Below are 25,083 nucleotides of genomic sequence, written 5' to 3' on the forward strand. Positions count from 1 at the left end.
CTCGACGCTTTGCGGCGGATGGTCCGCGTCGCCGACGGCCATGAGCCCAGCCCGAGCGTCGGCAGCATCGACAGCCAGACGGTCAAGGCGACGGAGAATGCCGAGACCCGGGGGTACGATGGGGGGCCAGAAGATCAACGGGCGGAACCGCCATATCGTCGTAGACAAGCTGGGTTTGCTGCTGGCGGTCGCGGTCACGGTGGCGTCGGCTGACGACGGGACGATCGCGCCCCGGGTCCTGGGCGAGTTGACGGCCGAACATCGGTCTCGGCTGAAGATGTTGTGGGGGGGATTCGAAGTACCGGAACAAGACGCTCCAGCGTTGGCTGGTGGACATGTGTGCGGGTAATGTGGTGGAGGTCGTGAGTCGTCCGTTGGGTAGCACGGGTTTCGTGGAACAGCCGCGGAGGTATACGGTAGAGCGGACGTTCGCGTGGCTGGGTCGATATCGTAGGCATAGCCGCGACTACGAGGTGCGTACGGAGTCGAGCGAAGCGATGATCAAGATCAGTTTAATTCATCGGATGCTCAGGCTATTAAGAGAGGATCCGCCACAGAAAGGGCAAAGGATTTTTTAGCCACGGATTGAACACGGATAAATCACGGGAGAGGAAGATTCATCAACAGATAACGCAGATGGACACAGACTGGAAATCCAATATCAGATATTAATCGTTTAAATTTATTATCTGCGACAATCTGCGTCATCTGTTGATTGCCCTCTTTCTTCGTCTTATCCGTGTTTCATCCGTGGCAAATGGGTTTCGTTTTCCACTCGTGGCAGATTCTCGCCCGATGTTGGGTCGTCGTACTTTATTGGCCCAAAACATAAGCCAAAAGAAAGACCGGCCTCATCGAGGTCGGTCCCCCCTGGCACTGGCAATGAGTCCGGGCTTGGGATCCAATGGAGGCCGGCGGAGGGGCTTGGCCATCGTGGCGAAGTTTGCCCGAGGGATGCGGGACGAGATGCGAGAGGTCCGGTCGGTCTGATGGAGTTGCGCAACACGCACTTGCCGAAGTTCCGGGGTTGGAGGATCGTGGCGCTGGGGACGCTGGCGTTCGCCTTGGCGGCGGTCGCGGCGTTCCGGAATCACCGCACGAACGGGCCGATCCGGGTGACCATGTCGGGGGGAGGCCGCGAGAATCTCCGGTACACGCTCGTCGAGGCCCTGGCCCGCGAGGCCAACCGACGGGGGATCGAGGTCCACCTCGTCGACCCGAACAGCGCGGAGGATTCGGTCGAGAAGGTCAACGCCGGCACGCTCGACTTTGCGTTGATCCTGGGCGGGCGCGACTTCTCGCGATACCCCAACCTCCGCCAGATCGCCTCGTTGTATGTCGCGCCCCTGCACCTGCTCGTCAAGGAAGAGATCTCCGAGGCCGTCACGCGAAACCTGCACGAGCTGCGCGGGAAGGTGGTCAACCTCGGGGGCGGTCGGAAGAACCTCTCGTACTGGCTGGCCTACGAGGTCCTGGCCTTCGCGAACCTCTACCCGGAGCCGGGCGGCTACACGGCGACGGCGAAGACGCTGGCCGAGATCAAGGCGGAGCCGGACCGGCGCGGGATGCCCGACGCGATGTTCATGACCTCGACACTCCCGACCCCAGCCATTCGCGAGCTCGTGTCCAAGTACCGCTATCGGCTCATCCCCCTGCCCTTCCGCGAAGCCTTCGCGCTCGGGGCCCTCACGGCGGAGGAACCCGATCGGCGCCCGGCGTCGGACCAGGGCATCGCCCTGCTCAAGGAGCATATCTACGACGTCGTGATCCCGGCATTCACGTACCAGATCGACCCCGGGGTCCCGCCCCAGACCATCCACACGCTGGGCGCCCGCGTCCTCCTGGTCGCCAACCGGAAGGTGGACTCGGGGGTGGTCGACCGGCTGTTGGAGACGATCTTCCACACGCATTTCCTCAAGAACCTCTTGCCGTTGCAGGGCTTCGCGGTGCGGGACGCGATCCCGGAGATCCCCTGGCACCCGGCGGCCCTCCGGTATATCCAGAAGGACGACCCGCTGGTCACCTCGAGCATGCTCGAGCAGCTCGGCGAGATCGTGGCGATCTTCGGCCCGACTTCGGGGGGCCTCTTCTGCGTCTGGCAGTGGTTCCGGCAGCGGACCCGGTTCCATCGCGAGCGGAGCTTCGAGGCATATATCTCCAAGGTTACCGCACTCGAGCGCAGGGCGATGGACCTGGAGCTGAACGCCCCGTTCGAGACGAACCTGCTCGGGGACCTCCACAACCTCCATCGCGAGCTCGGCAAGCTCAAGGCCGAGGCCCTCGGCCACTTCTCCCGGGGCGAGCTCGACGGCACCGAGCTGATCACCAGCTTCCTCGCCCACATCAACGACGCGCGGACCCACCTGACGGGCATGATCCGCCGGCTCCGCGAAGACGCCGCGCAAAAGCCCCACGACTTGATCGGGGATTCACCACAAAGGCACAAAGGCACACAAGAATTCGAGTATTAATTTAAAAATATTTTTTCCTTGAAATTGATTCCCTTAATGCCTTGGCGCCTTCGCCGCGAAAACCCACCTGGCACGGGCGCGGACGGGTTATCATGAGCGCGTCGGGGGACCGACTGCGGAGGGGTCCGCATCCGAGAGGCACGCGCGGAGTTGAACATGCAAAGGACACGGCGAACCTTTATGAAAGACGGCACGACCTTGACCGCCGCGATGGTCGCAATGGCCTCGGGGGCATCGACGGAGGGGGACGCCCACGCTGAGGACGCTGACGCCGACGCTGGCCACGGGGGCACGCCTTTCGTGTGCGTGACGTGCGGCAGCCAGTTCTCCGAGACGGCCCGGCCGCCCCAGCATTGCCCGGTCTGCGAGGATGAGCGCCAGTACGTCAGCCCGAACGGCCAGGAGTGGACCACGCTCGACGCGCTCCGGTCGACGCACAAGAACACCATCACCGAGGAAGAGCCGGGGCTCTACTCGATCAACACGTCGCCCAAGTTCGGGATCGGCCAGCGTGCGTTCCTGATCCAGACGCCGAAGGGGAACGTGCTCTGGGATTGCGTCGCCCTGATCGACGAGCCGACGATCGCGCGGGTCAAGGAACTGGGAGGGATCGCCGAGATCGCGATCTCGCACCCCCATTACTACACGACCATGGTCGAGTGGAGCCGGGCGTTCGGCGGGGCCCCGGTCCACCTGCATGAGGCCGAGCGCCCTTGGGCGATGCGCCCCGACCCCTGCCTCCACTTCTGGAGCGGCGAAACCCTCGCCCTCCGCGGCGGGCTGAGCCTCGTCCGCACCGGCGGGCACTTCGAGGGCTACCAGGTCCTGCATTGGCCCGCCGGGGCCAAGGGCCAAGGGGCCCTCATGGCCGGCGACCAGCCGCAGATCTGCATGGACCCGCGCCAGGTTAGCTTCATGTATAGCTATCCCAACTACATCCCGCTCAACACGCCGGCCATCCGCCGGATCGTCCAGTGCCTCGACGGACTCGCCTACGACCGGCTCTACGGCGCCTTCTTCGTCCGGGGCAAAGGGATCGTCCCCACGAAGGCCAAGGACGTCGTCCAACGCTCGGCCGATCGCTACATCCGGGCGATCCAGGGCTGACGGGGGACGAGGCCGTCCCGAAGGGTCGAATGTGCGTCGGCGTCGGGCACGCCGGATTCGGCGTGCCCGACGTCCTAAGGACGCCCGACATGTTCACTTGTCGTTGAACCAGTCCTTCGGGACGTCCAGCGACCAGACCTCGCTGCTGAGGGGTTGGGCGTGGCCGCCGGCGACCCAAATCTTGTCCTGGAAGACGTAGGTCGAGTGCTCGTGGCGTTCTTTCCAGCTCACGTTCGACTTGAGCTGGTCCCAGTGCACGCCGTCCTTCGAGGACCAGACGTCGCCCCAGTTTTTCGAGGGGTTGTTCGACCAACCGCCGAGGACCCAGATCCGACCTCGGTAGACGACGCTCGAGAACCAGATCCTGGGATTCCAGGGGGCGTTCTCGACCGCTCGGGTCCAGTTCACGCCGTCGGGAGAGCTCCAGACGTCGTTCAAGGCCTGGTACTTCGGGACGTAGTTGCCTCCGCCCAAGACCCAGATCTTGTCGTCGTGGACGACGGCCGCGTGGTAGGCCCTCGGCGACCAGGGGGCGTGGGCCGCCTCGAGCTTCCACGCCTTGCCGTCGGCCGACGACCAGACGTCGTTCTTCAGGCTCGAGGCGTCGCCGAAGTAGTAGTCCTCGATCCCGCCGAGGATCCACATCCGCCCCTTGAACGACACGACGCCGGAGGCGAGGCGAGGGGACCAGCCGGCCTCCCTCGTCGCCGGCTCCCACGCGACGCCGTCGGCCGACGACCAGACCTCACGGCTCGCGCCGTGGCCCGGGAGCCTGCCGTTGTACCACCCCCCCATGAGCCACATCCGGTCCTTGAAGGCGAGGCTCATCGGCAGGTCGCTGTACTTCCAGGGGGCGTCCTTCGTCTCGATCGTCCAGGCCTTGCCGTCCGGGGAGCTCCAGACGTCGCGCGGGGGCGCCGCGAACGAGTCGAACCACCCGCCGAGGATCCAGAGCCGGTCGCGGAACACCACCTCCCCGCTCGAGTCGCGCGCCTGCCAGCCCGCCCGGTCGGCAACCTTGACCCAGTCGAGGACCCGGTCCTCCCCGGAGGCCGGGGCGGCGAGCAAGACGAGCGGCACAATGAATACAAGTTGTTTCATAACATACATTCTCAATGTCTGTCTCGAAGCCCGATTTCTTCTTCAAAATCGGGCTTCCGTGGCAGGAGGCGACGACTCCCGGCGAGGAGTCGTCGGGGTTGGTGGGAGCAGGAGCCCGGTTTTAAGAAAAGACCGGGTTTCGGGGTAGGCTCTCACTTCGACGGGGCGGGCGTCAGGCTCGTGGCGGAGGCGGTCGGGAAGTTGGCGGGGGCGGGGAGGGTGGACTTGCCGGTCGCGGCCCACTCGCAGCCTCGGGCGACGACCGTCTCGAAACCGACGCAGCGGATGGCCTCGGTATCGTTGGCGGAGACGTGGCCCATCACGGTGGTAAAGACCCGGCCCTTGCCATAGGGGATAACCCAGATCATCGGCTCGTTGGTGCCGGTGCCCCCCTTAGCCCTGTCGGAGTAGGCGGTGGCGAGGACCTCCATGTCGGCCGCGGGGCCGCGCTGGCCGTGGTAGAGCTCGTCCTTGGAGTGCATCCACTCGACCGGCAGTCCCTTTGTGATGGGATGAGAGGGGTCGCGGACGACGATCTTATAAGCGTGCTGCGGGCCGTGCCCGGCGCCCGGGCCTTGGCCCTTCGGCGTACGCACCACCTGGCCCTGCTCATCGAGGGTCAGCCGGTCGCCGAACGTGTTGTCGCGCCAACCCAGGCCGATCATCTTGTTCCACTCGGGCCAGTTCGTGAACGCGTTGTTCGCGGCGTGGATCACGGCCAGGCCGCCACCCCCCGCCACGTAAGCCTCCAGGGCCTTCTCGACCGGAGCGGGCCAGGGCTCGCCGTTGTAATTGCTCAGCACGACGTCGTACTTGGCGAAGTCCGGCCGGAACTTGTCCCAGTCCTCGGCCTTGGCCCCTCGAGGAGGCGTGGTGGCGACGTCGACCCGGAACCGTCCGGTCTTCTCGAGCGACTCGCGCATCACGGGAGTCATCGACTGCCACGTGTGGTTGTTCTGCCCGTCGATGATCAGGAGTCCCAGTTTCTCGTCACCGAGCGCAGGGAGGCTGATCGCCAAGGTCGCCAGCAATCCCAGAATCATCGGCCTTCGTCGGAGCGTCATCGAGGTTGTCTCCCATCCGGCCGCCCCGGCCGACCTCAAAGGGGCGCGGACTCGAGGGCGGATCATCGCCCGACCAGGATACTCGACCTCACCCCCCGCACAACGGCCCACCCGGGACTCTCGACCGATTCGCGCACCGCGTCGGCCTTCGCCAAATGCCCAAGAGGGCGAAGACGTAGCTCCGCTCTCACGTCGTGCCATGAAGACGCGATCGCGTCTCGATCTCAACGAGAATCCCCGCGTGGGGCGGGCCATCTTTCGGATTACGCCGATCGGGAGGATCGAGGGGCGAGATGACGGGAGGATTCGGAGAAGGGCGTTGAACGACTTCTGGCAGACGCAAAATTGTCGATTCGAGGAGAGCCAACGCCCCTCCGGGTGTTGAATACCGGCCGCGAGGACCGGACGGATGCCCGAGCCGAAGACCCAGGCCCCGAGGTGCGAGACTCACAAGGAGATGATCAGCAACACAACCCCGCCGGTGCACAGGAGGCCGAAGATTCCGAGGCCGATAATCGGTGCGCTGAGCATCCCGGACAGTTGCCTCAACCGGAAGTTGCACCTGGGGCAACGATCGGCATTCGGATTGATGGGCTGGCTACACCCTGGACAGTTCGTTCGATGGCTCATGCGGGAAGTCCCCTCGTCTCAAAGGCGACGGCGCGGGCCGTGGCCTCGAAAACGGTACGGGTCATCCTTCCAATTCCCCGGTGGGCAACGCACCTCAGGCCGGGTGGGGGGGGGAAGACCTTGAAGTCGATGGATGAAACGTCGAGAGGCAGGATTGGGAGTCGAGCACACAAGCCCATGCACGACGACAGGCTTGTCATCTCCCACTATGTTCTACGTCATACTCACACGCGTGTGACAACCGAGAATTCAGAGACCTCAATCGGCCACGCGACAGCCTCAGAGAAACATATCGACTGAGTCCGTCTCGATCTCGCGGTTTCACTAGAGACTTCAAGCAATTTCAGCGCCCAATTTGGCCATGTTTCCCAAACTCAACATTTCCCAAGATTTCCTCTCTTCCCAGAGTGGAACAAGTCCCATCTCAGCAATCCCGCAGGGATCAAAGAATTAGCGAACATCCTAGACTATGTAAACCGCCGCCTATTTTCGAGAACCGCCATGCTCACATCACGACACTCCGACCTTCCTCACGGGATCGATTGGAGTCTCGACGCAGCGCAAGTCGAAGGCATGAGCCTTCGCCTACGTGAACACGGGGGCCTGGACGCCATATCAACCTTCGGCCGAGCCGACGTAGGAGATTGCCGTGGCCGTCACATTCTGTTTATAGGTTTCGGCTCTCGGGCCCCGAATTATCGGGAAAAAGCCGAGCGCCCGACGCTTCCAGGAAGTCGGCGCTCGGCCAGGTCTGCGGGAGGGCGCGCGAAGACGTGGGCCCCTAGGCCGAGCGCCGTCTCTCGACGCGAGCCGTTATGGAGGCTTCAGGGTCGATCCGGACCGGTCCCGGTCGAGTTGCACCCGAGCTTCAGGCGGGGCAGCAGTGTCCGCCTGCCGTGCGAGCGTGGCAAACGGCCGGGAGGCGAGGCATTCCTGCCCCACCTCCGAGGCCGAATCCCGAGGGCCATGCACTTGGAACACACACACCCGGAGCGGTGACATGCCCTCGGCGGGCTTACGCGAGCCCGTCGAGGAGCCCGGTGCTGTCGCCGAGCGTCGGGAGATGCACGTCCATCCGGTTGAGCATCGCCAGCCAGAGGTTATTTAGGGGCGTCTCTTTCGGGTAGCGGATGTGCCGGCCCGACTTGAGCGAGCCCCCTCCCCTTCCCGCGAGGAGCACGGGGAGGTCGTCGTGGTTGTGGCGGTTGCCGTCGCTGTTGCCGCTGCCGTAGGCGATCATGCAGTTGTCGAGGAGGTTGCCGTCCCCCTCGGGGATCGCCTTGAGCTTGCCGAGAAGGTAGGCCAGTTGCTCGATGTGGAAGGTGTTGATGGAGCGGATCTTGGCGTGCTTCTCGGGGTCGTTGCGGTGGTGCGAGAGCTCGTGGTGCCCCTCGTTGACCCCGACCATCTCGTACTTGAGGCCGCTCCCCTCGCGGGCGAACATGCAGGTGATGACGCGGGTCACGTCGGTCTGGAAGGCGAGGACCATCAGGTCGGACATCAGGTGGAGATGTTCGGTGAGGTCGGCCGGCACCGACTGGGGCTTGACCGCGCCCGGCGGGGGGGGGACGGGCGGCAGGCTCTCGGCCCGGACGATCCGCTGCTCGAGCTCCCGGACGCACGAGAGGTACTGGTCGAGCTTCTGCCGGTCGGCGCCACCGAGGCGGCGCTCGAGCCCTTTGGCGTCGTCAAGCACCGCGTCGAGGACGCTGGCCCGGAGCCGGCTCCGCTTGAGGCGGGCGGGGTCGTTCGGACGCTCGGCGAAGAGGCGGTCGAAGACGAGCTTCGGGTCGACCTCGGTCGGCAAGGGTGAGGTTGCGTTGCGCCAGGAGATCGTGTGCTCATAGACGCACGAGTAGCCGCTGTCGCAGTTGCCCGTGCCCCGGTAGCGCTCGATGCCGAGCTCGAGCGACGGGAGCCGGGTCCGGTCGCCGACTCGGGCGGCGGCGGCCTGGTCGACGGAGGTCCCCGAGCGGAAGTTCGAGCCGGCGGTCTTCCGGGCCTGCGCCCCCGTGAGGAAGGCCGAGGCGGCCCGGGCGTGGTCGCCGGGACCGTCGCCGTTGGGACGGGCCTTGTCGCAGGTCAACCCGGTGAGGACCGAGATGTGCTCGCGGACCGACTCGAGCGGCCGGAGGATGGACGGGAGCGCGAACCCCGGCCCTTCGGCGGTGGGGGTCCAGTCGGCCATGTGGACGCCGTTCGGGACGTAGATGAAGGCCATCCGGCGAGGAGCCTGGGCCGCGGCCGTCGCCGAGCTGGACGCCGCGAGCACGCTCGGGGCCATCGCCTCGAGCGCCGGCAACGCCATCATCGTGCCGAGCCCGCGCAGGACCGTCCGCCTCGAGATACAGCCGTGGCTCATCGCTCGTCCCCCGTCGCGGTTCGCATCTGGAACGGTTCGCTCTTGACGGTCTCCGCCAACAGGACGGAAAACCGGTCGCCGTCTCGGTTCAGGGCGTCGAGGATCTTGTCCACGGCGCAACGGTCATAATACTCGAGCCCGCGTCCGATGGCGTAGGTCAGCACCTTCTCCGCCAGGGAGCGGCTGAAGGTCTCTTTCTGCCCCTTGAGGATCGCCTTCAGCTCGGCCGGGTTCTGGAACGATTGCCCGCCCGGGAGCACGCCCGACGGGTCGATCGGAAACTCGCCGTCGCGGTCGCGCCAGGCGCCCACGGCGTCGTAGTTCTCGAACGCGAAGCCGAGCGGGTCCATGCGCTGGTGGCACGAGGCGCAAATCGCCTTCTCCCGGTGCATCTCCATGACCTTGCGGAGCGAGCCGGTCAGGCGCTTCTCCTCGGCGAGGTCGGGGACATCGGGCGGAGGCGGCGGGGGCGGAGTGCCCAGGATCTGGTCGAGCACCCACTTCCCGCGCTTCACGGGCGAGGTCCGGGTCGGGTTCGACGTCAGGGTCAGGACGCTCGCCTGCGTCAGGACCCCGCCCCGGTTGGCCGGCAAGGTCACGCGGCGGAACTCAGGGCCTTCGACCCCATCGATCCCGTAGTGCTTGGCCAGACGAGCGTTGACGAAGCTGAAGTCGGCGTCGAGCACGTCGAGGATGCTCCGGTCCTCGCGGACGAGCGCCTCGAAGAAGAGCTCGGTCTCGCGGACCATCGACGTCTTGAGCTCCTCGTCGAAGCCGGGGAACGTCTTCGGGTCGGGGGCGACGTACGCGAGCTTCCCGAGCGTGAGCCACTGGCCGCCGAAGTTCTCGACGAAGGCGCGTGACTTCGGATCCTTGAGCATCCGGCGGACCTGGTTGTCGAGTTCCTGCCGGAGCTTCCCTTCGGCCGCCAGGGCGAACAGCTCCTCGTCGGGCATGCTGCTCCAGAAGAAGTACGAGAGTCGGCTGGCGAGCTCGTACTCATTCACGAGGTAGATCGTCCCCGGCTTCGCGTCGGCCGGGTCGAGCTCGACGCGGAAGAGGAAGTCGGGCCGGACGATCACGCCGATCAGGGCGAGCCGGACCCGGTCCTCGAACCGCTCCCCTTCCTTCTCGGCGCGGTCGTAGAGCTCGATCAGCCGGTCGACCTCTCCGGATCTGAGCGGACGGCGGAAGGCCCGCGTGGCGAACCGCGCGACGATCTCCCGGGCCGCCTCACGCGGGGCCAGGTCGGGCGTGTGGGCCATGATCCGCCGATGGCTCTCCGGCAAGACCGGCGGGGGTGAGTTATAGGGCCCGTCGATGGTGATCCGGCGGAGGAAGAGCAGTCGCCTCGGCTTCACCGGCCCGACGAAGTCGGGGGTCGTCTTCTCGTACTTGCTGCCGGGCGTCGGGTTGAGGAAGGCGAGCGAGATGTAGTTCGTCCCCCCCTTGAGGTGGGTCTTCGCCTCGAACGTCTCCGCGGTCGCGCGGTCCTCGCCCCGGATCTCGAACTCCTTGACGACCGACCCGTTGATCCGCAAGGCGGCCCGGACCGGGTCGGCCCCGGCCTGCTGGGCGAAGGCCTCAACCTCGAACGTGTAGTCCCCTTCGTCGAAGTAGGTCTGCGTGTTGTAAGTCCCCCGGGAGTGGAGGAAGTCGCCGATCCCCTTCCGCTTGTCGCTCGCCCGCATGTCGACGTTGAGGCCCTCGAGCTTCGCCTTGACCGGCTTGGGGGGTTCGGCGATCACGACCGCCCGCTCGAAGATGTCCTCGGCAGCCGCGAGGTATCTTTCGAAGAGCAACGGGGAGAGCGAGAGCACGTCGCCGATGTTGTCGAAGCCGTAGCCGACGTCGTCGTTGGGGAAGTCGGCCGCGGGCTTGAAGTCGACGCCGACGAGGTCACGGATCGTGTTGTTGTACTCGTTCCGGTTGAGTCGCCTGAGCGTGACGCGCCCCGCGTTGCGTTCGCCGGTGCAGTCGAACTGGGCGAGCACCGCATCGATCGCCTTGACCGCAACGTCGACCTCCTCGGCCGCCGGCCTGGGTCGGTCTTTGGGAGGCATCGTCCCGGTCCGCACCGCCTCGACGGCGGTCTCCCACACGTCCCGATCCTTCTGGATCGCGTCGGCGTCGTGGTAGCCCTCGAGCGAGACGTCCCCGCGCTTCTTTCCATTCCCGTGGCAGGCCAGGCAGTGCTTGGCGAGGAACGACCCCGTATCCCGGGTGAAGTCCGCCATCGCGTCGACCTTGACCGCAGGCGTCGGCGACGCGGTGGGGGTGCCGGGAGCGGCGGCTCGGGCCATGAACCCGCCTAGGGCCGAAACGGCCAGGATGGCGAACACGCCCCGGAGGAGATCACGTCGCTTCACGAGTCCTCATCCTCGCCAGGTTTCCCGCCCCCGGGTCCGAAGCGCCGACGGCGCGCAGCATCCTCCTTCGACCGGGCTTTTCTACTTTAGCGACGTTTCTCCCGAGCCTCACCCTGGTTTCCAAAGAAAACGTCTCGTGAATCGAACGGGAAGATCCCGACGAAGGGGATTCAAAGCCTTCATGACTCCCCGAAATCATGCTAACGTTCGAGGTGGAAAGGTGTTCGAACATCTCCCGTCTCACCCCATATGTCCTCGATAAAAAATCAAATCTCTTGAAAGGGGAGGCGAGCTCTGACCATGGACGCCGTCGCGATCGGGGGACCGAACCGGCTCACATTCGCATGGTGGAATTTGAATAGCTTCGCGCATTACGACCCCGCACGAATCAGCCTGAAGCGCTGGCCGAAGCAGCGATGGCACTATGAAACGAAGCGAGATCGCATCCTGGACCTGATCCCCCGATTCTCACCCGAGGGCTGTCCCGACCTTTTCGTCGTCTGTGAGATCACTCGTGAAGCCGCGGCCGACCTCGTCAGCAGATTGCCGCAGGATTTCGATGTCGTGATCGCCCCCGCCCACCCCCACGAGGATGACTTCCAGGTCGCCATCTTCTACCGAATGGGTTTCGGCCTCACGCGTGAACTTCCGCTTCTCCCCTCGGAGTCCGAGGATGTCACGCGCGAAACACGGCCGATGGTGGCAGTCCACCTGACCTTCGCGGGCCATATCATCAGGTTCGTGGCATGCCATTGGACGGGCCTGGACGAACCATCCTCCCGCGCGGCCAGGGTTCGCCTGGCCGACTTCCTTTCGCCGCGACACCTATGATTTTCTGTACCCGGGGGCCCCTGCCCCGAACGTCGCTCGCCACGTGGTTGTCCTCGGTGATTTGAATGAGGAGCCGACGGCGGAGCTCTTCAAGAGTCACCTCGAGGGTCGGAGGGACCGGAGATCGACCCGCGAACGGCATTGGAGGGACGACGATGTCAGGCGAGTCCGGCTTTATAACCTCGCCTGGCGCTACCTCGGCGAGCAGGTGCTCCACGGCGCCGGACGGCCGCCTACGGACGGCGCCGCAGGAACTTGGTATGATCGAGAGAGAGGTTGGATGACTCTCGACCCCATCCTCGTCTCCGGCGGTCTTCTCGGGGAACTCCCGCCTTACATCGACGAGGCAAACACTCGGATCCTCCCGCTCCCGATCCTCCAGGACGAACGTGGCCTCCCCTGCCCCTTCGAGCCGGACCGCTCGCGTGGAGTCTCCGACCATCTGCCGATCGTAGGCCAGCTCGTCCTCCCGGAGACCACACGATGAGCACGGCGACCAACGACTTCGAGAACCTGCTGCGAGAGGCCCTCGATAAGGCCGCCGCCAACGAATCGCAGGCGAACGAGGACCTCGTCCGGCTCGCCTCCCAGGCGGCCGACGCGGTCTCGAAGGTGACCGACCAGGCGGCGACCCTCGAACTCGTCCCGATCGTCTCGGACGGGGATCCGTGTACCACATACCAGCTTCAATTGCGCAGGGACCGGAGCGACGCCCCCGCGTCGGATCTCGGGATCTTCCGCCTCTCCGAGGCCGGCTATCCCATCGAACGTTGGGGCTCGCGGCGAGGCTGGGAGGATAGACCAGAGAGCCCCGACAGCACCCATTCCGATATCAATGACGTCAACAGCAACTTCATATGGTTGCTCTCAAGACCCGAATCGAAGCTGGTTGTCCTCATCAATTCCTTGCGCCAGAAGGCCGGAAAATAGAGGGTGACCTCACTCGAATGGGATCCAACTTTGGAGGCATCTCAAGTCAGGATAATCCCAGCGTCCCTGCATGAGCCTCGCTACGGCCTTCGAGCCCCCGGCAACCACCCGAGCCCTCCGCAGTAACAGACCATGAGGGACTCATGGCGCTCGAGGCTTTTCGGAAGCTTCACCCGGCCGGTCCCCTGGCAATCCGGGCATGGGACCGCATCCGTCGGCCTTGCCGGCAAGAGGAACGAGAGGCCCGGGTGAAGACGGGCTCCTCGGAATCGCCCGATGTTCCGCAAGCGCTCGTCCTGGATCGCCGTGACCACTTCCGGTTCCTCGTCGGACACCCAGACCACTCGTCCCCCTGGTGTCATCGCCATGAAGCCGTCCCAGCCGAAGAGGAGCGGGAGGACGTTCTCCCGGGCGATCGCTTCATGGAAACAGGCATGAACAGACGTCGAATCCTCGAGAACCTCTCGGATCCTCGCCTCGACCTCGGCCGCCTGGACGGGCGTCAGGTCGATCGGGTCGAGCTCCACTGGGGACGGTGGTTCGGTCCTTGCGGTCTCCTCGACCGATCGACGCCAAGGAATGAGCCAGGTGGAAAGGACGCGGAGGAGGCCCATGAGAATCAATCCCCTCGGGATCTCGGAGTCGTCTCCTCTCCGCGGAGGGGACGGCGTTATCGCCTCACCGCCACGACCCTGAACCCGATGTGGTCGTATCCTCGCTCGGGCTCGAAGCGGAGCCGGCAGGCCGATCGGCAGGTCCAGCCGTCGTCGGACCAGGCACCGCCGCGGCGGACTCGGGATTTTGTCCCGTCGCGATTCACGGCGGCCGAGGCCCTCGCGTCGTACCGATCCGGGTCGTCGCCCGCCAGGAGCGTCGGGTGATACCAGTCCCGGCACCACTCGTAGGTGTTGCCGGGCATGTCGTGGATACCCCAGGTATTCGGCGGATAGCTGCCGACCTTGGCTGCGCGGGCCGGGCCTGGCCCGTCATCCTCTCAGCGGGCCCGGAGCGAGAGCTCGAGGCCGTCCCCGATCGGGATCTCGACCGAGTCGTAGCCGTTCTCGGTGTCCCGTACATAATCCACATACGGCCGGATCATCTCCGGCATGACGCGCAGGTCGTCCGCGACGACGATCGCCCCGGGCCGGAGCTTCCCTTCCAGGAGCTCGAGCACCGGCAGATAAAGGGCTTTCCAGCCGTCGAGGAAGAGCAGGTCGATCGGCCCGTCGAGGTCCTCAAGCGTCTCGAGCGCGTCGCCTTCCCGGAACTCGACCAGGTCGGCCAACCCCGCCTCGGCGAGATGCTCCCGGGCCCTCCGCACCTTCTCCGGGACCTGCTCGGTGGTGATGACCCGACCGCCCCCGTTGTCGCGGAGCGCCGCGGCGAGGTGGAGGGTCGAGATTCCGAACGACGTGCCGAACTCGACGATCCGCCGGCTCGGATGGGTCTTCGCCAGCAGGTAGAGCAACCGGCCGGTGGGGCGATCCACGGGGATGTACGCCTGGGCGAGTTGTCCGGCGAGTTGGCGATCATCCAGCGGGCCACTCCGGGACTCGGCCTTGAGCCTCTGGAAGATCGGCGCGTCGTTCGTCTCGGTGTCGGCGAACAGCCGGTCCAGAACCCCGGAAACGCGCGGAGAGTTGAGAGTCTGCATGCGTCACTCCTTGCATGTCGAAATCACTAACGCTTCGGCCTGGTAATGACCTGGAAATCCTCCGGCCTCTCGGGCATCGTAGGGTCGCAAGTTACTTTCAAAAAGAGAAACTTCGACAAGGAATACTTTCGCGCAATGAAACCATTGGACCTGTCGCTCCTCCTGGCCCTCGACGCGCTCCTGGCGGAGGAGAGCGTCGCGGGCGCGGCCCGGCGGCTGAACCTGAGCGAGCCTTCCGCGAGCCGGGCCCTGTCCCGGCTCCGCGAGGCCCTCGGCGACCCGCTGCTGGTCCGCGCGGGGCGCCGGCTCGTGCCGACGCCGAAGGCCCTGGCCTTGCGCGGTCGGGTGCGGAGCCTGGTGGAACAGGCCGAAGACCTCTTCCGCGAGGAGGTGCCCGCCGACTCGGCGCGATTGGAGCGGACCTTTTCGATCCGGGCGAACGACGCCTTCGCGGGGGCCTACGCCTCGAAATTGGTCGAGCGCGTCTCGGCGGAGGCCCCGGCGGTGACGCTGCGATTCGTGCCCGAGGGGGACGAAGACTCGGAGAGCCTGCGGTCGGGCCTGGTGGACCTGGACATCGGCGTGCTCGGGCCGATGGGCCCGGAGATGCGGACCCAGCACCTCTTCTCGGACGTCTTCGTCGGCATCGTCAACGCCGGCCATCCCCTGGCATCCGGCCCCGTCACCGCGGCACGTTACGCGGGATTCCCGCACATCTCGTCCTCGCGCCGAGGGCGAGCCTCCGGGCCGATCGACGAGGCCTTGAGGTCCAAGGGGCTCGCCAGGGCCGTCACCCTCGTCGTCCCATCGCTCTCCGCGGTCCTCTTCGCGGTCGCCGGCTCCTCGACGTTGGTCGGCGCGGCCCCGAGGCGGCTCGCCGAGGAAGGAGTCCGGCGCCTCGGCCTGCACGCGTTCCCACTCCCGGTGACGACCCCGCCCCTGGACGTCTTCCAGACCTGGCACCCGCGCTTCGACGCCGACCCGGCCCATCGCTGGCTGCGCGGCCTGGTCCGTGCGGTGGCGGAGACGATCTGAACGGCACGGCGCCCCCCCCTTCGCCGAGACCTTCACCCCTCGATTGATCGACCACGCCGGATCGACGATAACGGTGGGGCAGGCTCCTCCCGACTTCCCCGAGGCATCCTCCCATGAACTGCAATCACCGACGACCGGCCGTCCGCTTCAGTGCGCCCGCCCTCCTAGGCGCCATGCTCCTCCTGACGTCCGCTCGGGCCGAAGACCCGGGTTTCACGCCCCTGTTCAACGGCAAGGACCTGACCGGCTGGCGCTATGGCCAGGCCGACCTGACGGGCAAGACGTCCTCCGACGACGGCCGCTTCGCGGTCAAGGACGGGATCCTCGTCATCACCGACTCGAAGGACAAGCCCCCCAAGAACACCGAGATCGACACGGTCGAGTCGTTCGACGGCGACTTCACCCTCCGCCTCGAGTTCCGCGCCTCGAAGGACGCCAACAGCGGCCTCCACCTCCGCGACAAAATCTTCGCCCACCAGCTCCAGATCCGCGACTACCCGCGTGTCGGCCCGTACAAGGCCCTCAAGAGCTACAAGGACGGCGACTGGAACGCCATCGAAGTCGTCGTCACCGGCACCAAGGCCCGCTGCACCTGCAACGGCGAGCTCCTCGAAGCCGCCCTCGAAATCCCCGCCAAAGGTCCCCTCGCCCTGCAGTCCGAAACCAACGTCCTCGAATACCGCAAGATCCGCGTCAAGAAGGCCGACTGAGAGCCGGTCGAACATGAACTCATCGTACTTGATGACCGGATAACGATGCTCCGCCCCTGGCAGCTCCATCGCAAGGCGCAGCCGATCGGCCTCCGAGCACCGCTTCAAGCGGCCAACGACGACACCCCGGGTTCATCCCAGGCCTCTTGCATGCGCGGCGAGAGGGATCCTCAGATGAACAGTTCCGGCAGGACCCGGAACCGCTTGCAGAGGGCCTCCCGGACCCGAGGGCTCATGGGCCGCTTGCCGGACGCGACCGCCCCGAGGATCGCGAGCGGCAAGCCCGTCTGCTCGGCCAGCGCGCGGAGCGTCAAGCCATTCTCGGACATGATGAACTGCAAGGCCTCGTGCGGAGTCATGCTGGGGAGTGGGTCGTGGACGGCCTCGTATTCATGGATCAGGGTCGAGAGCACATCCTCGTAGTCCGATTCATCCTGCGTGAGGGGCGATGCATTACCCTCGAGCGGATGCAGGGAGTCGATCTGGGCGATTGCCGCGGCGAGTTCCTCGTCGGAGCGGATCGGCCGGAGCGGGAATTGGCGGACGAGTTCGAGGTAACGGCTCTCGGTAGCAGAAGGAGCCATGTTCGGAATCCCTTATGTTGAAGCCCAGGAAAACACCTTCGACCGGGACGACGGCCCTCCCCTAACGGTTGAGCCGATCGTATTCCCGGTGGGTCCCGATCCACCGGAGTAAGACCTTCGCGCCGTTGTCCTTACGATATCGGACCTGGGCGATGAAGCGATACTTGTTCGCCCCGACGTTGAAAATGACCCTCTCGCCAACCTGGTCCGCCGAGGCGAACAGGCTGCGCACGTCTCCGAAGTTGCGCCAGTCCGACGCTTCGACCAGCTTGCACCAATGGAAGAGGACATCACGATCCTGATTGGCTCCGGGGTGGCTGGTGAGAAATTCCCGGACCTTCCGGCGAGAGATCAGGCGGTTCTTCGGGTTCTTCGCGTCGGTCATCATCCACCCCACGTCGCCCGCTCAATCATTGGCAGCTTCGTGTCACTTCGATCATCCTGAAAATCTATTAGTAATTCACATAATTTCTTCGAAATCTTCCGCAGGGCGATGGGCGACCCCTCTGGCCTCCCGCGTCCTCCTTCACAAAAAACCGCTGTTGCTACAATTTCGGCCGGATGATTGCGCGTTGCCCGTCGCTTGGTGATCCGCCCCACCTTGTGGCGAAAGCGATCCAAGGGGCGGTAGAGGGGATTAGCAAGCCCCATCACCGGCTTTCGGCCGCACGGCCGACGCGTTACGGGAGGGGCCGGGCGGCGGCGAGGCGGGCGACGAATTCGGCGTGCTCGGGGGTGGCGAGGCCCTGGTCGACGACCGCACGGAGCCCGCGGGTGTCGCCCGAGAGGAGCGCCTGGGGGTCGAGCCAGAGGCCGGGGAAGGTCGTCGAACGGTGGAGGCCGTCGGGGTCGGGGGCGCTCCGCGAGAGGGTGCCCTGCCCTTGCACGAACCACTGGATCTCGTCCGGGTCGAGGGCGTGGACGATGTACTCGAGCACCCCGGCCTGCTCGTAGTCCGCCAGCTTCGGGCCGAGGTCGACGTATCGGGTCGCCTTGGCCACCTCGACGACCAGCTCGGGGGCCCCGCGCACGTATCCGCGATCGAGGCGGGTCCGGCCGCCGGCCTCGGGCAAGATGCGAAGCAAGGCGTCAGGTTGCGGCTCGCTCCTCCATCCCAGGATCGTCGTGGCGTTGTCCAGGACCTCGAGGCCGGGCGTGTTCTCCGCGTAGTAGCTCAGCCAGACGACCGTGGAGACATGGGCCCGGCCATGGGCCCGGCCGACCGGACTGGGCATGAAGACGACTCCGCCGATCAGCTCGGCCCGGACGCCGGGCGGCATGGACTCATATCGAGAGTGGAAGGTCGGTTGATCGAGCCGTTCGCCCTCGACCAACGGTCGAGGCGGGCCAACCACCAGGACGGGCTCGGACATCGACCGGATCCTCCTCGATCGGCTCCCGAATGCGACTCCCTCCAAGCCTACCCGCCGGTTGACCGGGTCAACAAGGCCACGACATCATTCCGGATCAAGTCCCCACCAGGCCCTTGACCTTTTGATTTACTTCGATAGATTTACCAAAGTAAACGACATCCGATCCAGGAGGGGGTGGCGATGGACGAGACGCAGCTCGGGCGGATGCAGCTCCGGATCATGCAGGTGCTCTGGGATCGGGGGCGGGCGACGGCGAGGGAGATTACGGACGTCCTGAACGGGGCGGAGACGGAGGCGGTGGCGCACAGCACGGTGCAGACGCTGTTGCGGCAGCTCGAGGCGAAGGGGGCGGTGGGGCACGAGGCCGAGGACCGGACGTTCGTGTTCACGCCCAGGCTCAAGGAAGACCAGGTCAAGCTCAAGGCCGCGCGGGACGTGCTCGACCGGGTCTTCGGCGGGAGCGTCGGCGGGCTCGTGTCGTACCTGCTCAAGAGCGAAGAGCTCTCGAGGGACGAGCTCGACGAGCTCCGGCGGATGATCGACCGGGAGCGCCGGGACTGATCGACCGCGAGACCGTGTCAACTCCGAGACGTCGACTCTCGGCCCCTCGCGGTGCGCAACGTGGGGCGTCGATGGCGGTTTCTCCTCGAATCGAAGCGTGTGGAGATGAGGCCGAATCGATCCTTTCCTTGGTGAGAGAGGGTTCCGACGATGGGGTGGGAAATCGTCTCGAGGGGGCCGAGTGCCCCGGCGGAGCTGGCCCTGGGGTGGCTGATCCATTCGACGGTGCTCCTGGCCGCCGGCCTGCTGGCCGGCCGGGCGTTGAAACGCCGAGGGGGCGCGGCGGTTCTGTCGGCCGTCTACCGCACGACGCTCGTCGCCGTGCTGCTCTGCCCGGCCGCGCCCGTGCTGCTGGCCCTGGCCGGCTACCACGGAGTCACGATCCGACTGCCCGACCGCGAGACTTCCGAGGTGATCACGCCCGAGGCCCCGGCGCCTCGCGAGGTCACTAAGGCCGGCCGAGCGGGGGCCGATGGGGCCCTCCGCCTCGCAAGGGCGACGACCGAGGCTTCGCCGGTCTCGGGAACCAGTCCCGACCGGGCGAGGCCTCGATGGATCCCGACGACCCCCGATCCCGCCCCGGAACGGCCGCAGAGTCTGGATCGGGCGACGATCGTCTCGACCGGGATCCGCCTCGGGCTCGGTGCGTGGCTCGTGGTCTCGGCCGTGCTGGTGGCCCGGCTGGTCGTCGCGCAGGCGAGGATGCTCAGGCTCCGCGCCTCGGCCGTGCCCGCGGGGCCGGACGCGGAAAGCTTCTGCCGCGAGCTCGCCCGAGGGCTCCGTGTGCGGACGCCCAGGCTCTTGCGGACGCCGTTCCTGCACAGCCCCTGCCTGGACGGGCTCTGGCGGCCGACGATCCTGCTGCCGGAGGAGGACGCCGAGGGGGACCTCCGCGAGGCGCTCGTGCATGAGCTCGCCCACCTGGCGCGTCGCGACCCGTTGTGGAACCTGATCCGAAGGTCGAGCACCGCCCTGCTCTGGGTCCAGCCGCTACTCTGGACCCTGTCCAGGCGGATGGAGGCGACGGCCGAGGAGGTCTGCGACGACGTCGTGGTGCAGTCGGGGGCCGACCGCGCCCGGTATGCGGGCCTGCTGCTCGACCTGGCGGAGCGGACGCTCCCGCCGGTCGCCCCTTCGGGGGTCGGGATGATCGCCTTGCGGTCGATGCTGGCCGTCCGGGTGCGTCGGATCCTCGACCCGAGCCGGGCCCTGTCGACCCGGGCCGGGGCGAAGGCGGTGGCCGCGACCCTGCTGGCGGGCCTGCTCGGCACCTTCACGGCCGGCCTCCTCGGCTTCGGCGCGGCGGCCCCCGCCTCGGCGGACGAGAAGGCCCCGACGAAGCCCGAGCGTGCGGAGGGCAAGATGCGGACGGTCCGCAGCCGGGTCGTCGACCCGTCGGGCAAGCCCGTCTCAGGCGCCTTGGTGACCGCCTCACGGTATCGCCCGACGTGGGTCGGGTCGATCGGCTGGGACTGGGGTAACGAGCGCCAGGAGTTGGCCAGGGCCGTGACGGATGCCGAGGGGCGATTCTCCTTGTCGTTCGAGCCGCCCGACACGGGCTCGAGCGAGAAGCCGCAGAGCCCCGACCGCTGGTGGTCGACCGCGATCACGGCCTCGGCCCGGGGATTCGGGCCGATGACCATCGGCCCCGACGGGCCGAAGGACGGCCAGGCGCTGACGCTCGTAGGGGACGACGTCCCGATCGTCGCCCGGGTCGTCGACCTGGAAGGCAATTCGGTCGCCGGCGCCTCGGTGCGGATCCATCAGCTCTATCCGCCACCCCCCGCCCCGGATTTCGAGCGCTGGTTCCAGGTCCTCGAAGGCAAGGCCAAACCCCTCAAGGAGATGCCCACCTCGAACTACTTGCCGACGCCGAGCGACACCGTTTTGCGCGATGGGGATCCCGCCCTGCCCGGCCCGGTCACGACCGACGCCGACGGCCGGTTCCGCCTCGAAGGGCTCGGCCGCGACCGGCTCGCCATCCTGGAGATCACCGGCCCGACCGCGGCCTTACGACGGGTCAACGTGATCACCCGGCGCATGGGTCGGGTTGAAAGACCGGGCAGGGGCGGGCCGTCCATACAGGATCCGGCTTACTACGGCGCCGAGAGCACCGTCGTCGTCCCGCCGGGGAGGCCGGTCGAAGGGGTCGTCCGCGACCTGGACACGAAGGCGCCGATCCCCGGCGCGATCGTGACCGCCGTGAAGCTCGCCGGGTCGTTCCTGGGCATCGAGGGGAGCATCTCGGCCGTGACCGACACGCAGGGCCGCTATCGCCTCGTCGGCCTGCCGAAAGCGGGCGGGCACACGCTCGCCGTCTACCCGCCCCTCGACCAGCCTTATTTCATCACCGACGACCTGAAGGTCGGCGACGGGCCTGGGCTCGCGGCATTGCGGTTCGACATCGAGCTGAAGCGCGGGATCTGGATCACCGGCAAGGTCGCCGACGTCCGGACCGGGGCGCCCGTCCGGGCGGCGATCCACTACTACCCGTTCCTCGACAACGACCGCGCCCGGGCCTACCGGAACTTCAACACGGGCCGAGTCTCCTTCGAATGGACGGGCGAGCGATACCGCACCGACGCGGAGGGGAATTTCCGCGTGGTTGCCCTTCCGGGGCGTGGGGTCGTCGCGGCGAAGAGCTTCGACCTCGCCTATCGCCTGGGCATTGGAGCGGACGCGATCAAGGGGCGCGGCGAGGGAGGTGCCTTGCTGACCTACAACCACGTCTGGCCGACCGCTCTCAACGTCGTGAAGGAGGTCAACCCACCCGCTGGGGCCGAGTCGGCCCGCTACGACCTCGCGGCCGACCCCGGCGCCTCGCTGACGATCCGCCTCGTCGATGAGGCGGGCGTCCCGGTGGAAGGGGCGGCAGCCTGGGGCCGGTTCCCCGCGGTGAACGGTCTCGTGGGCGACAACACGCTCGGGGCCAACACCCGGGCGAAGGTCGGCGGGATCGACCCCGGGAAGCCCCGGACCGTCGTCGTCGGGCAATGGGCGAGGAAGCTCGGGGCCGTGACCGTCGTCCGCGATACCGACCCCGACGTCGGCCGGGAGCGCACGGTGGTGCTCCGCCCGAGCGCGACCGTCGTCGGTCGGCTCGTCGACGCCGAAGGCAAGCCCGCCTCGGGCGGGGTCGACATCCGGCTCGTCAGGGGGGGTGAGCACCCCTTGTCCGCGATGCACCTCGCCGGGGTGCCGCTCGACGACCAGGGCCGTTTCCGCGCCGAAGGGCTGCCGCCGGGGGGGACGTTCGTCGTCATGGCCAAGAGCAGCCTCATCCACAGCTACCCCCCGATCGCGCCGGAGAAGTTCCGCCCGTTCGAGTTGTCGGAGAAAGGGTTCGCCGCGGAGGCGGGCCAGGTGGTCGACCTCGGGACCTTCGACGTCTCGACCGGCCGACGCGCCGGGGCCCCCGCGCCGAAGGCCGCCGAACCGAAGAAGGCCGAGGCCCCGAGACGGCCTGACGCCGTGCCGATCGTCGGGAGGGTCATCGACCCGGAGGGCAAGCCGGTCGTCGGCGCGTCGGTCTCCGTCGAGCGGATCCAGAAGGCGAAGTCCGGCGACCTCTCCCCCTGGCTAGAAGCGGCCCGCCAGGGGAAGCCGGACTGGGACGCCGACGTCCGCGGGGGCCTCGTCTTCGACCCGAGGCCGGAGGGCCTCCCTCGCACCGTCTCGACCGACGGCGAAGGCCGATTCCGGCTCGACGGGATCGGCCCCGACCGGGTCGTCGCGCTGAAGCTCCAGGGGCCCTCCGTCGCCCTCGGCGAGTGGACCATCGTGACGCGGAAGGTCGAGCCGATCTCCGCGCCCGGGTTCCTCTCCCGGTTCGGGCCGAAGCCCGTGACGATCTACGGGTCCGAGGCCACGATCACGGCCAGGACAAGTCGCCCCGTCGAGGGGGTCGTCCGCGACGCGAAGACTGGCCGAGGGCTCGAGGGCGTCGAGGTCCTGAGCGAAGCGTTCGCGGGCTCGAGCTTCGGCGGCGGCGTCCAGGGGCTCCGGGCCACGACGGATGACCAGGGCCACTACCGACTCGACGGACTGCCCAAGGGCGCCGGGAACCGAATCACCGTCCGGCCCGGGGACGATCTCCCGCTCTTCTCCAGGGTGGTCGACCTCCCCGACCCGCCCGGCGCAGGCCCAGTGACATTCGACGTCGAGCTCCACGAGGGCCTCTGGATCACCGGCCGAGTCACCGACAAGATCACCGGCCGGCCGATCGAGGCCGCCCGCCTCTACTACCTCCCGTTCCTCGACAACGTCTACGTCCAGGCCTTGCCCGAATTCTCGGGAGGCACCTTCCAAGGCGACCCGCGCCAGGATCGGTATCAGAGCAAAGCCGACGGCACGTACCGGCTCCTCGGCCTGCCCGGCCGGGCGATCGTCGGGGTCGACCACGGCAGGCTCCCCTTCCGCAGCGGAGTGGGGGCGGACTCCATCAAGGGTCTCGACAAGGACGGCCGTTTCCCCACCTGGAACAACCCGATCAACGCAGGCCGATCTTGGCCTTATTCCATGAAGGAGATCGACCCCACCTCGCCGAGCGAGGAGGTCCGTCTCGACCTGGAGATGGACCCCGGCCGCTCGGTCCGCGTCCGTGTCGTCGACCCCAAGGGCGTGCCCGTCGACGGCACGCAGGTCGACGGACGGACCTCGATCCACCACCTCGAGCCGGTCGCCGACTCCGAGTTCTCCGTCAACCAGCTCGGACCCGACGAAGCCCGCACGATCCTGATCCGCCACGACGGTCGCGCCCTCGGCAAGGTCGCGGACGTCCGCCCCCGAAGCGACAGCGACACGGACGAGCCCGCCGTCGTGACGCTCGAACCCCTGGCGACGATCGTCGGCCGCCTCGTCGACGGCGCCGGAAAGCCGGTCGCAAATGTGAACATTCGCACAAATATAAGCCCCATCGTCGACTTCGGCCTGCACCTCCCGCTCGTCACCTCGGACCGGGACGGCCGCTTCCGAGTCGAGGGCGTCCCGGTCGGGCGCGACTACGTCCTCATCGCCGACCGGAACATATCCGGCTCATTCACCCAGATCGCCTCGGCCAAGGCCCCGGTCCGGCCGGGGGAGACGACCGATGTCGGCGCACTTTATTTCAAGTAACAATCCCAATGATTAAGAAATCGACGTGATTCGACGGGCGATTTCTACCGCACAGGGCCCACCAATTATCCACAAGTCACGATCTGCAAATATCTCGTTCCTGCGGTCCCCGTAGGAATGCCGTTTTGGACGCTCCGCGTCGTCGCGGTCGGCCTCGGAAAGCCAACCGGCGGCGATCGTCCATCCCACCCGAGACGGCGGGATTGACCGTCCAAACTTCCCACAATGAGCTCCGATCCGATCGCAACATCAACGGGTTCGATTCGATGCCTTCGAGCCGACCGGGGTGCGTGAGTTCCCCAAACGGCGGCACTTCGAGGTCCGCGGCACGGCACGCAGAGCGTGCAAGACGGCATTCCCACGGGGACCGTGGTAACGAGAAATGAATGATCGTGGATCTATAAATACAGGGTAAACCTACGGGACTGGAGCTCACGGGCGGGGGTTGCGCGATCGGGGGGAGCGCTTCTTCGTAGTGGACGAGGACTTGGCGATCCGGTCGAGGTAGGTGAGCAGGGTCGTCATCTCCTCCGGCGCGAAGAGCGAGATGAAGTTGGTCTGGAAGGATTGGTTGACCTGCCAGAGCTCTTCTTGCAACTGCCGCCCGCGCTCCGTCAACAAGACGCTCAGCGCCCTGCCGTCCGTCGCGTGCGGCTCGCGGGTCACCAGGCCCTGCTTCTCCAGCCGCATCAGGACGGCCCTCACCGTATTAGGGTCCGAGGAGCTGCGTCGGACGAGCTCCTGCTGGGTGACCGCATCTTCCCTCGCCAGGGCCGTGAGCAGGACGAACTGGTCGGCCGTTACACCGAACTTCGCGAACTGGACGTTGGCAATCCGGTGCATCGTCAGGTAGGCACTTCGCAAATGCATCGCGAAGTCGTGTCCCGTAACCACGGTCGCGTCCTTCACCGGACCATCGTGCTACGCCCACGTACGATCGGGGCCGTAATGCACCCATTGTCCGACGCCCCGAGGTAAAGGGGAAGGAGCTGCCGGACAAATATCCCCAGATTCCAGGAATGTGTGTCGTCGCGCCGAGATGCGAGTTCGATTCTGTCTCGGAACCTGTTGGCTCATGTCGCGAGATCGTTGCTGTCGCACAAGTCGGCTGTATGGTGTTGCTCCTGCGTAATCAGGGTAGCACCGGTCGGAACAACCGGGGTCGCGCAGCGACAGGAGGTCGTCG

At 66.5% G+C, this 25,083-nt stretch carries 20 protein-coding genes and 2 pseudogenes; 11 read left to right on the plus strand and 11 right to left on the minus strand.

Going from position 1 to position 25,083, the window contains the following annotated elements; translation table 11 throughout:
* The 4 genes and pseudogenes from ACYOEI_RS39250 to ACYOEI_RS39265 all read left to right on the plus strand — a co-directional run.
* Positions 1 to 213 (plus strand): annotated as a pseudogene (locus tag ACYOEI_RS39250) (hypothetical protein); the annotation flags it as partial.
* Complete coding sequence (locus ACYOEI_RS39255; protein WP_462856054.1) at positions 119 to 349, plus strand: transposase; 231 nt, start codon at positions 119 to 121, stop codon at positions 347 to 349. The pseudogene ACYOEI_RS39250 and the gene ACYOEI_RS39255, both read left to right, overlap by 95 nt.
* A gap of 640 nt (positions 350 to 989) precedes the next feature.
* Entirely contained in the window at positions 990 to 2,471 is a 1,482-nt protein-coding gene (locus tag ACYOEI_RS39260) for a TAXI family TRAP transporter solute-binding subunit (RefSeq protein WP_462856005.1), read from the plus strand.
* Positions 2,472 to 2,627: 156 nt separating this feature from the next.
* Positions 2,628 to 3,578 (plus strand): MBL fold metallo-hydrolase, encoded by a 951-nt coding sequence (locus tag ACYOEI_RS39265; RefSeq protein ID WP_462856006.1) that lies wholly within the window; start codon positions 2,628 to 2,630, stop codon positions 3,576 to 3,578.
* A 93-nt stretch (positions 3,579 to 3,671) separates the two neighbouring features.
* Here ACYOEI_RS39265 and ACYOEI_RS39270 read toward each other — a convergent pair whose 3' ends face one another.
* The 4 genes from ACYOEI_RS39270 to ACYOEI_RS39285 form a co-directional block, all read right to left on the minus strand.
* A complete protein-coding gene (locus ACYOEI_RS39270) occupies positions 3,672 to 4,679 on the minus strand; it encodes a Kelch repeat-containing protein (RefSeq protein WP_462856008.1) in 1,008 nt (335 codons plus the stop codon).
* A 152-nt stretch (positions 4,680 to 4,831) separates the two neighbouring features.
* Positions 4,832 to 5,743, minus strand: a complete 912-nt coding sequence (locus ACYOEI_RS39275; RefSeq protein ID WP_462856009.1) for a ThuA domain-containing protein — start codon at positions 5,741 to 5,743, stop codon at positions 4,832 to 4,834.
* Between the two features lie 1,645 nt (positions 5,744 to 7,388).
* Positions 7,389 to 8,735, minus strand: coding sequence for a DUF1552 domain-containing protein (locus ACYOEI_RS39280; protein ID WP_462856010.1), 1,347 nt, complete (start codon positions 8,733 to 8,735; stop codon positions 7,389 to 7,391).
* Entirely contained in the window at positions 8,732 to 11,104 is a 2,373-nt protein-coding gene (locus ACYOEI_RS39285; RefSeq protein WP_462856011.1) for a DUF1592 domain-containing protein, read from the minus strand. The genes ACYOEI_RS39280 and ACYOEI_RS39285 overlap by 4 nt, the downstream gene beginning before the upstream one ends.
* Positions 11,105 to 11,404: 300 nt before the next feature.
* Here ACYOEI_RS39285 and ACYOEI_RS39290 point away from each other — a divergent pair, with 300 nt between their 5' ends.
* The 3 genes from ACYOEI_RS39290 to ACYOEI_RS39300 all read left to right on the plus strand — a co-directional run bounded on the left by ACYOEI_RS39290 (position 11,405) and on the right by ACYOEI_RS39300 (position 12,865).
* Entirely contained in the window at positions 11,405 to 11,935 is a 531-nt protein-coding gene (locus ACYOEI_RS39290; protein ID WP_462856013.1) for a hypothetical protein, read from the plus strand.
* Between the two features lie 280 nt (positions 11,936 to 12,215).
* Entirely contained in the window at positions 12,216 to 12,422 is a 207-nt protein-coding gene (locus ACYOEI_RS39295) for a hypothetical protein (RefSeq protein ID WP_462856014.1), read from the plus strand.
* Entirely contained in the window at positions 12,419 to 12,865 is a 447-nt protein-coding gene (locus tag ACYOEI_RS39300; RefSeq protein ID WP_462856015.1) for a hypothetical protein, read from the plus strand. The genes ACYOEI_RS39295 and ACYOEI_RS39300 overlap by 4 nt, the downstream gene beginning before the upstream one ends.
* Before the next feature lie 80 nt (positions 12,866 to 12,945).
* On the opposite strand, the gene ACYOEI_RS39305 is transcribed toward ACYOEI_RS39300, so the two are convergent.
* From ACYOEI_RS39305 to ACYOEI_RS39315, 3 genes and pseudogenes are all read right to left on the minus strand, one after another.
* On the minus strand, positions 12,946 to 13,479 hold the full coding sequence (locus tag ACYOEI_RS39305) for a hypothetical protein (RefSeq protein WP_462856016.1): 534 nt from the start codon (positions 13,477 to 13,479) through the stop codon (positions 12,946 to 12,948).
* A 56-nt stretch (positions 13,480 to 13,535) separates the two neighbouring features.
* A pseudogene (locus ACYOEI_RS39310) lies at positions 13,536 to 13,820 on the minus strand (formylglycine-generating enzyme family protein); the annotation flags it as partial.
* 39 nt (positions 13,821 to 13,859) lie between these two features.
* Entirely contained in the window at positions 13,860 to 14,519 is a 660-nt protein-coding gene (locus tag ACYOEI_RS39315) for an O-methyltransferase (protein WP_462856018.1), read from the minus strand.
* A gap of 135 nt (positions 14,520 to 14,654) precedes the next feature.
* On the opposite strand from ACYOEI_RS39315, the gene ACYOEI_RS39320 reads away from it, so the two are divergent.
* A complete protein-coding gene (locus tag ACYOEI_RS39320; RefSeq protein ID WP_462856020.1) occupies positions 14,655 to 15,554 on the plus strand; it encodes a LysR family transcriptional regulator in 900 nt (299 codons plus the stop codon).
* A gap of 113 nt (positions 15,555 to 15,667) precedes the next feature.
* Positions 15,668 to 16,264: a 3-keto-disaccharide hydrolase gene (locus ACYOEI_RS39325; RefSeq protein WP_462856022.1), complete on the plus strand. Its 597-nt coding sequence runs from the start codon at positions 15,668 to 15,670 to the stop codon at positions 16,262 to 16,264.
* A 170-nt stretch (positions 16,265 to 16,434) separates the two neighbouring features.
* On the opposite strand, the gene ACYOEI_RS39330 is transcribed toward ACYOEI_RS39325, so the two are convergent.
* From ACYOEI_RS39330 to ACYOEI_RS39340, 3 genes are all read right to left on the minus strand, one after another.
* A complete protein-coding gene (locus ACYOEI_RS39330) occupies positions 16,435 to 16,848 on the minus strand; it encodes a helix-turn-helix domain-containing protein (RefSeq protein ID WP_462856023.1) in 414 nt (137 codons plus the stop codon).
* A gap of 61 nt (positions 16,849 to 16,909) precedes the next feature.
* The gene (locus tag ACYOEI_RS39335; protein WP_462856025.1) at positions 16,910 to 17,236 is read right to left on the minus strand and encodes a type II toxin-antitoxin system HigB family toxin; all 327 of its coding nucleotides are present in this window, start codon (positions 17,234 to 17,236) and stop codon (positions 16,910 to 16,912) included.
* 292 nt (positions 17,237 to 17,528) lie between these two features.
* Entirely contained in the window at positions 17,529 to 18,221 is a 693-nt protein-coding gene (locus tag ACYOEI_RS39340) for a Uma2 family endonuclease (protein WP_462856026.1), read from the minus strand.
* 180 nt (positions 18,222 to 18,401) lie between these two features.
* On the opposite strand from ACYOEI_RS39340, the gene ACYOEI_RS39345 reads away from it, so the two are divergent.
* Positions 18,402 to 18,782, plus strand: a complete 381-nt coding sequence (locus tag ACYOEI_RS39345) for a BlaI/MecI/CopY family transcriptional regulator (RefSeq protein ID WP_462856027.1) — start codon at positions 18,402 to 18,404, stop codon at positions 18,780 to 18,782.
* 150 nt (positions 18,783 to 18,932) lie between these two features.
* Positions 18,933 to 23,897: a M56 family metallopeptidase gene (locus ACYOEI_RS39350; protein ID WP_462856029.1), complete on the plus strand. Its 4,965-nt coding sequence runs from the start codon at positions 18,933 to 18,935 to the stop codon at positions 23,895 to 23,897.
* A 432-nt stretch (positions 23,898 to 24,329) separates the two neighbouring features.
* Here ACYOEI_RS39350 and ACYOEI_RS39355 read toward each other — a convergent pair whose 3' ends face one another.
* Positions 24,330 to 24,767 (minus strand): MarR family winged helix-turn-helix transcriptional regulator, encoded by a 438-nt coding sequence (locus ACYOEI_RS39355; protein ID WP_462856030.1) that lies wholly within the window; start codon positions 24,765 to 24,767, stop codon positions 24,330 to 24,332.
* Positions 24,768 to 25,083 lie beyond the last annotated feature (316 nt).

The organism is Singulisphaera rosea (assembly GCF_054877945.1).

Excerpts from the sequence above, each read along its gene's own strand:
- ACYOEI_RS39255 (WP_462856054.1), top strand. The coding sequence starts at position 119 with ATGGGGGGCCAGAAGATCAACGGGCGGAACCGCCATATCGTCGTAGAC.
- ACYOEI_RS39260 (WP_462856005.1), top strand. The coding sequence starts at position 990 with ATGGAGTTGCGCAACACGCACTTGCCGAAGTTCCGGGGTTGGAGGATC.
- ACYOEI_RS39265 (WP_462856006.1), top strand. The coding sequence starts at position 2,628 with ATGCAAAGGACACGGCGAACCTTTATGAAAGACGGCACGACCTTGACC.
- ACYOEI_RS39270 (WP_462856008.1), bottom strand. The coding sequence starts at position 4,679 with ATGAAACAACTTGTATTCATTGTGCCGCTCGTCTTGCTCGCCGCCCCG.
- ACYOEI_RS39275 (WP_462856009.1), bottom strand. The coding sequence starts at position 5,743 with ATGACGCTCCGACGAAGGCCGATGATTCTGGGATTGCTGGCGACCTTG.
- ACYOEI_RS39280 (WP_462856010.1), bottom strand. The coding sequence starts at position 8,735 with ATGAGCCACGGCTGTATCTCGAGGCGGACGGTCCTGCGCGGGCTCGGC.
- ACYOEI_RS39290 (WP_462856013.1), top strand. The coding sequence starts at position 11,405 with ATGGACGCCGTCGCGATCGGGGGACCGAACCGGCTCACATTCGCATGG.
- ACYOEI_RS39295 (WP_462856014.1), top strand. The coding sequence starts at position 12,216 with ATGACTCTCGACCCCATCCTCGTCTCCGGCGGTCTTCTCGGGGAACTC.
- ACYOEI_RS39300 (WP_462856015.1), top strand. The coding sequence starts at position 12,419 with ATGAGCACGGCGACCAACGACTTCGAGAACCTGCTGCGAGAGGCCCTC.
- ACYOEI_RS39305 (WP_462856016.1), bottom strand. The coding sequence starts at position 13,479 with ATGGGCCTCCTCCGCGTCCTTTCCACCTGGCTCATTCCTTGGCGTCGA.
- ACYOEI_RS39315 (WP_462856018.1), bottom strand. The coding sequence starts at position 14,519 with ATGCAGACTCTCAACTCTCCGCGCGTTTCCGGGGTTCTGGACCGGCTG.
- ACYOEI_RS39320 (WP_462856020.1), top strand. The coding sequence starts at position 14,655 with ATGAAACCATTGGACCTGTCGCTCCTCCTGGCCCTCGACGCGCTCCTG.
- ACYOEI_RS39325 (WP_462856022.1), top strand. The coding sequence starts at position 15,668 with ATGAACTGCAATCACCGACGACCGGCCGTCCGCTTCAGTGCGCCCGCC.
- ACYOEI_RS39330 (WP_462856023.1), bottom strand. The coding sequence starts at position 16,848 with ATGGCTCCTTCTGCTACCGAGAGCCGTTACCTCGAACTCGTCCGCCAA.
- ACYOEI_RS39335 (WP_462856025.1), bottom strand. The coding sequence starts at position 17,236 with ATGATGACCGACGCGAAGAACCCGAAGAACCGCCTGATCTCTCGCCGG.
- ACYOEI_RS39340 (WP_462856026.1), bottom strand. The coding sequence starts at position 18,221 with ATGTCCGAGCCCGTCCTGGTGGTTGGCCCGCCTCGACCGTTGGTCGAG.
- ACYOEI_RS39345 (WP_462856027.1), top strand. The coding sequence starts at position 18,402 with ATGGACGAGACGCAGCTCGGGCGGATGCAGCTCCGGATCATGCAGGTG.
- ACYOEI_RS39350 (WP_462856029.1), top strand. The coding sequence starts at position 18,933 with ATGGGGTGGGAAATCGTCTCGAGGGGGCCGAGTGCCCCGGCGGAGCTG.
- ACYOEI_RS39355 (WP_462856030.1), bottom strand. The coding sequence starts at position 24,767 with ATGCATTTGCGAAGTGCCTACCTGACGATGCACCGGATTGCCAACGTC.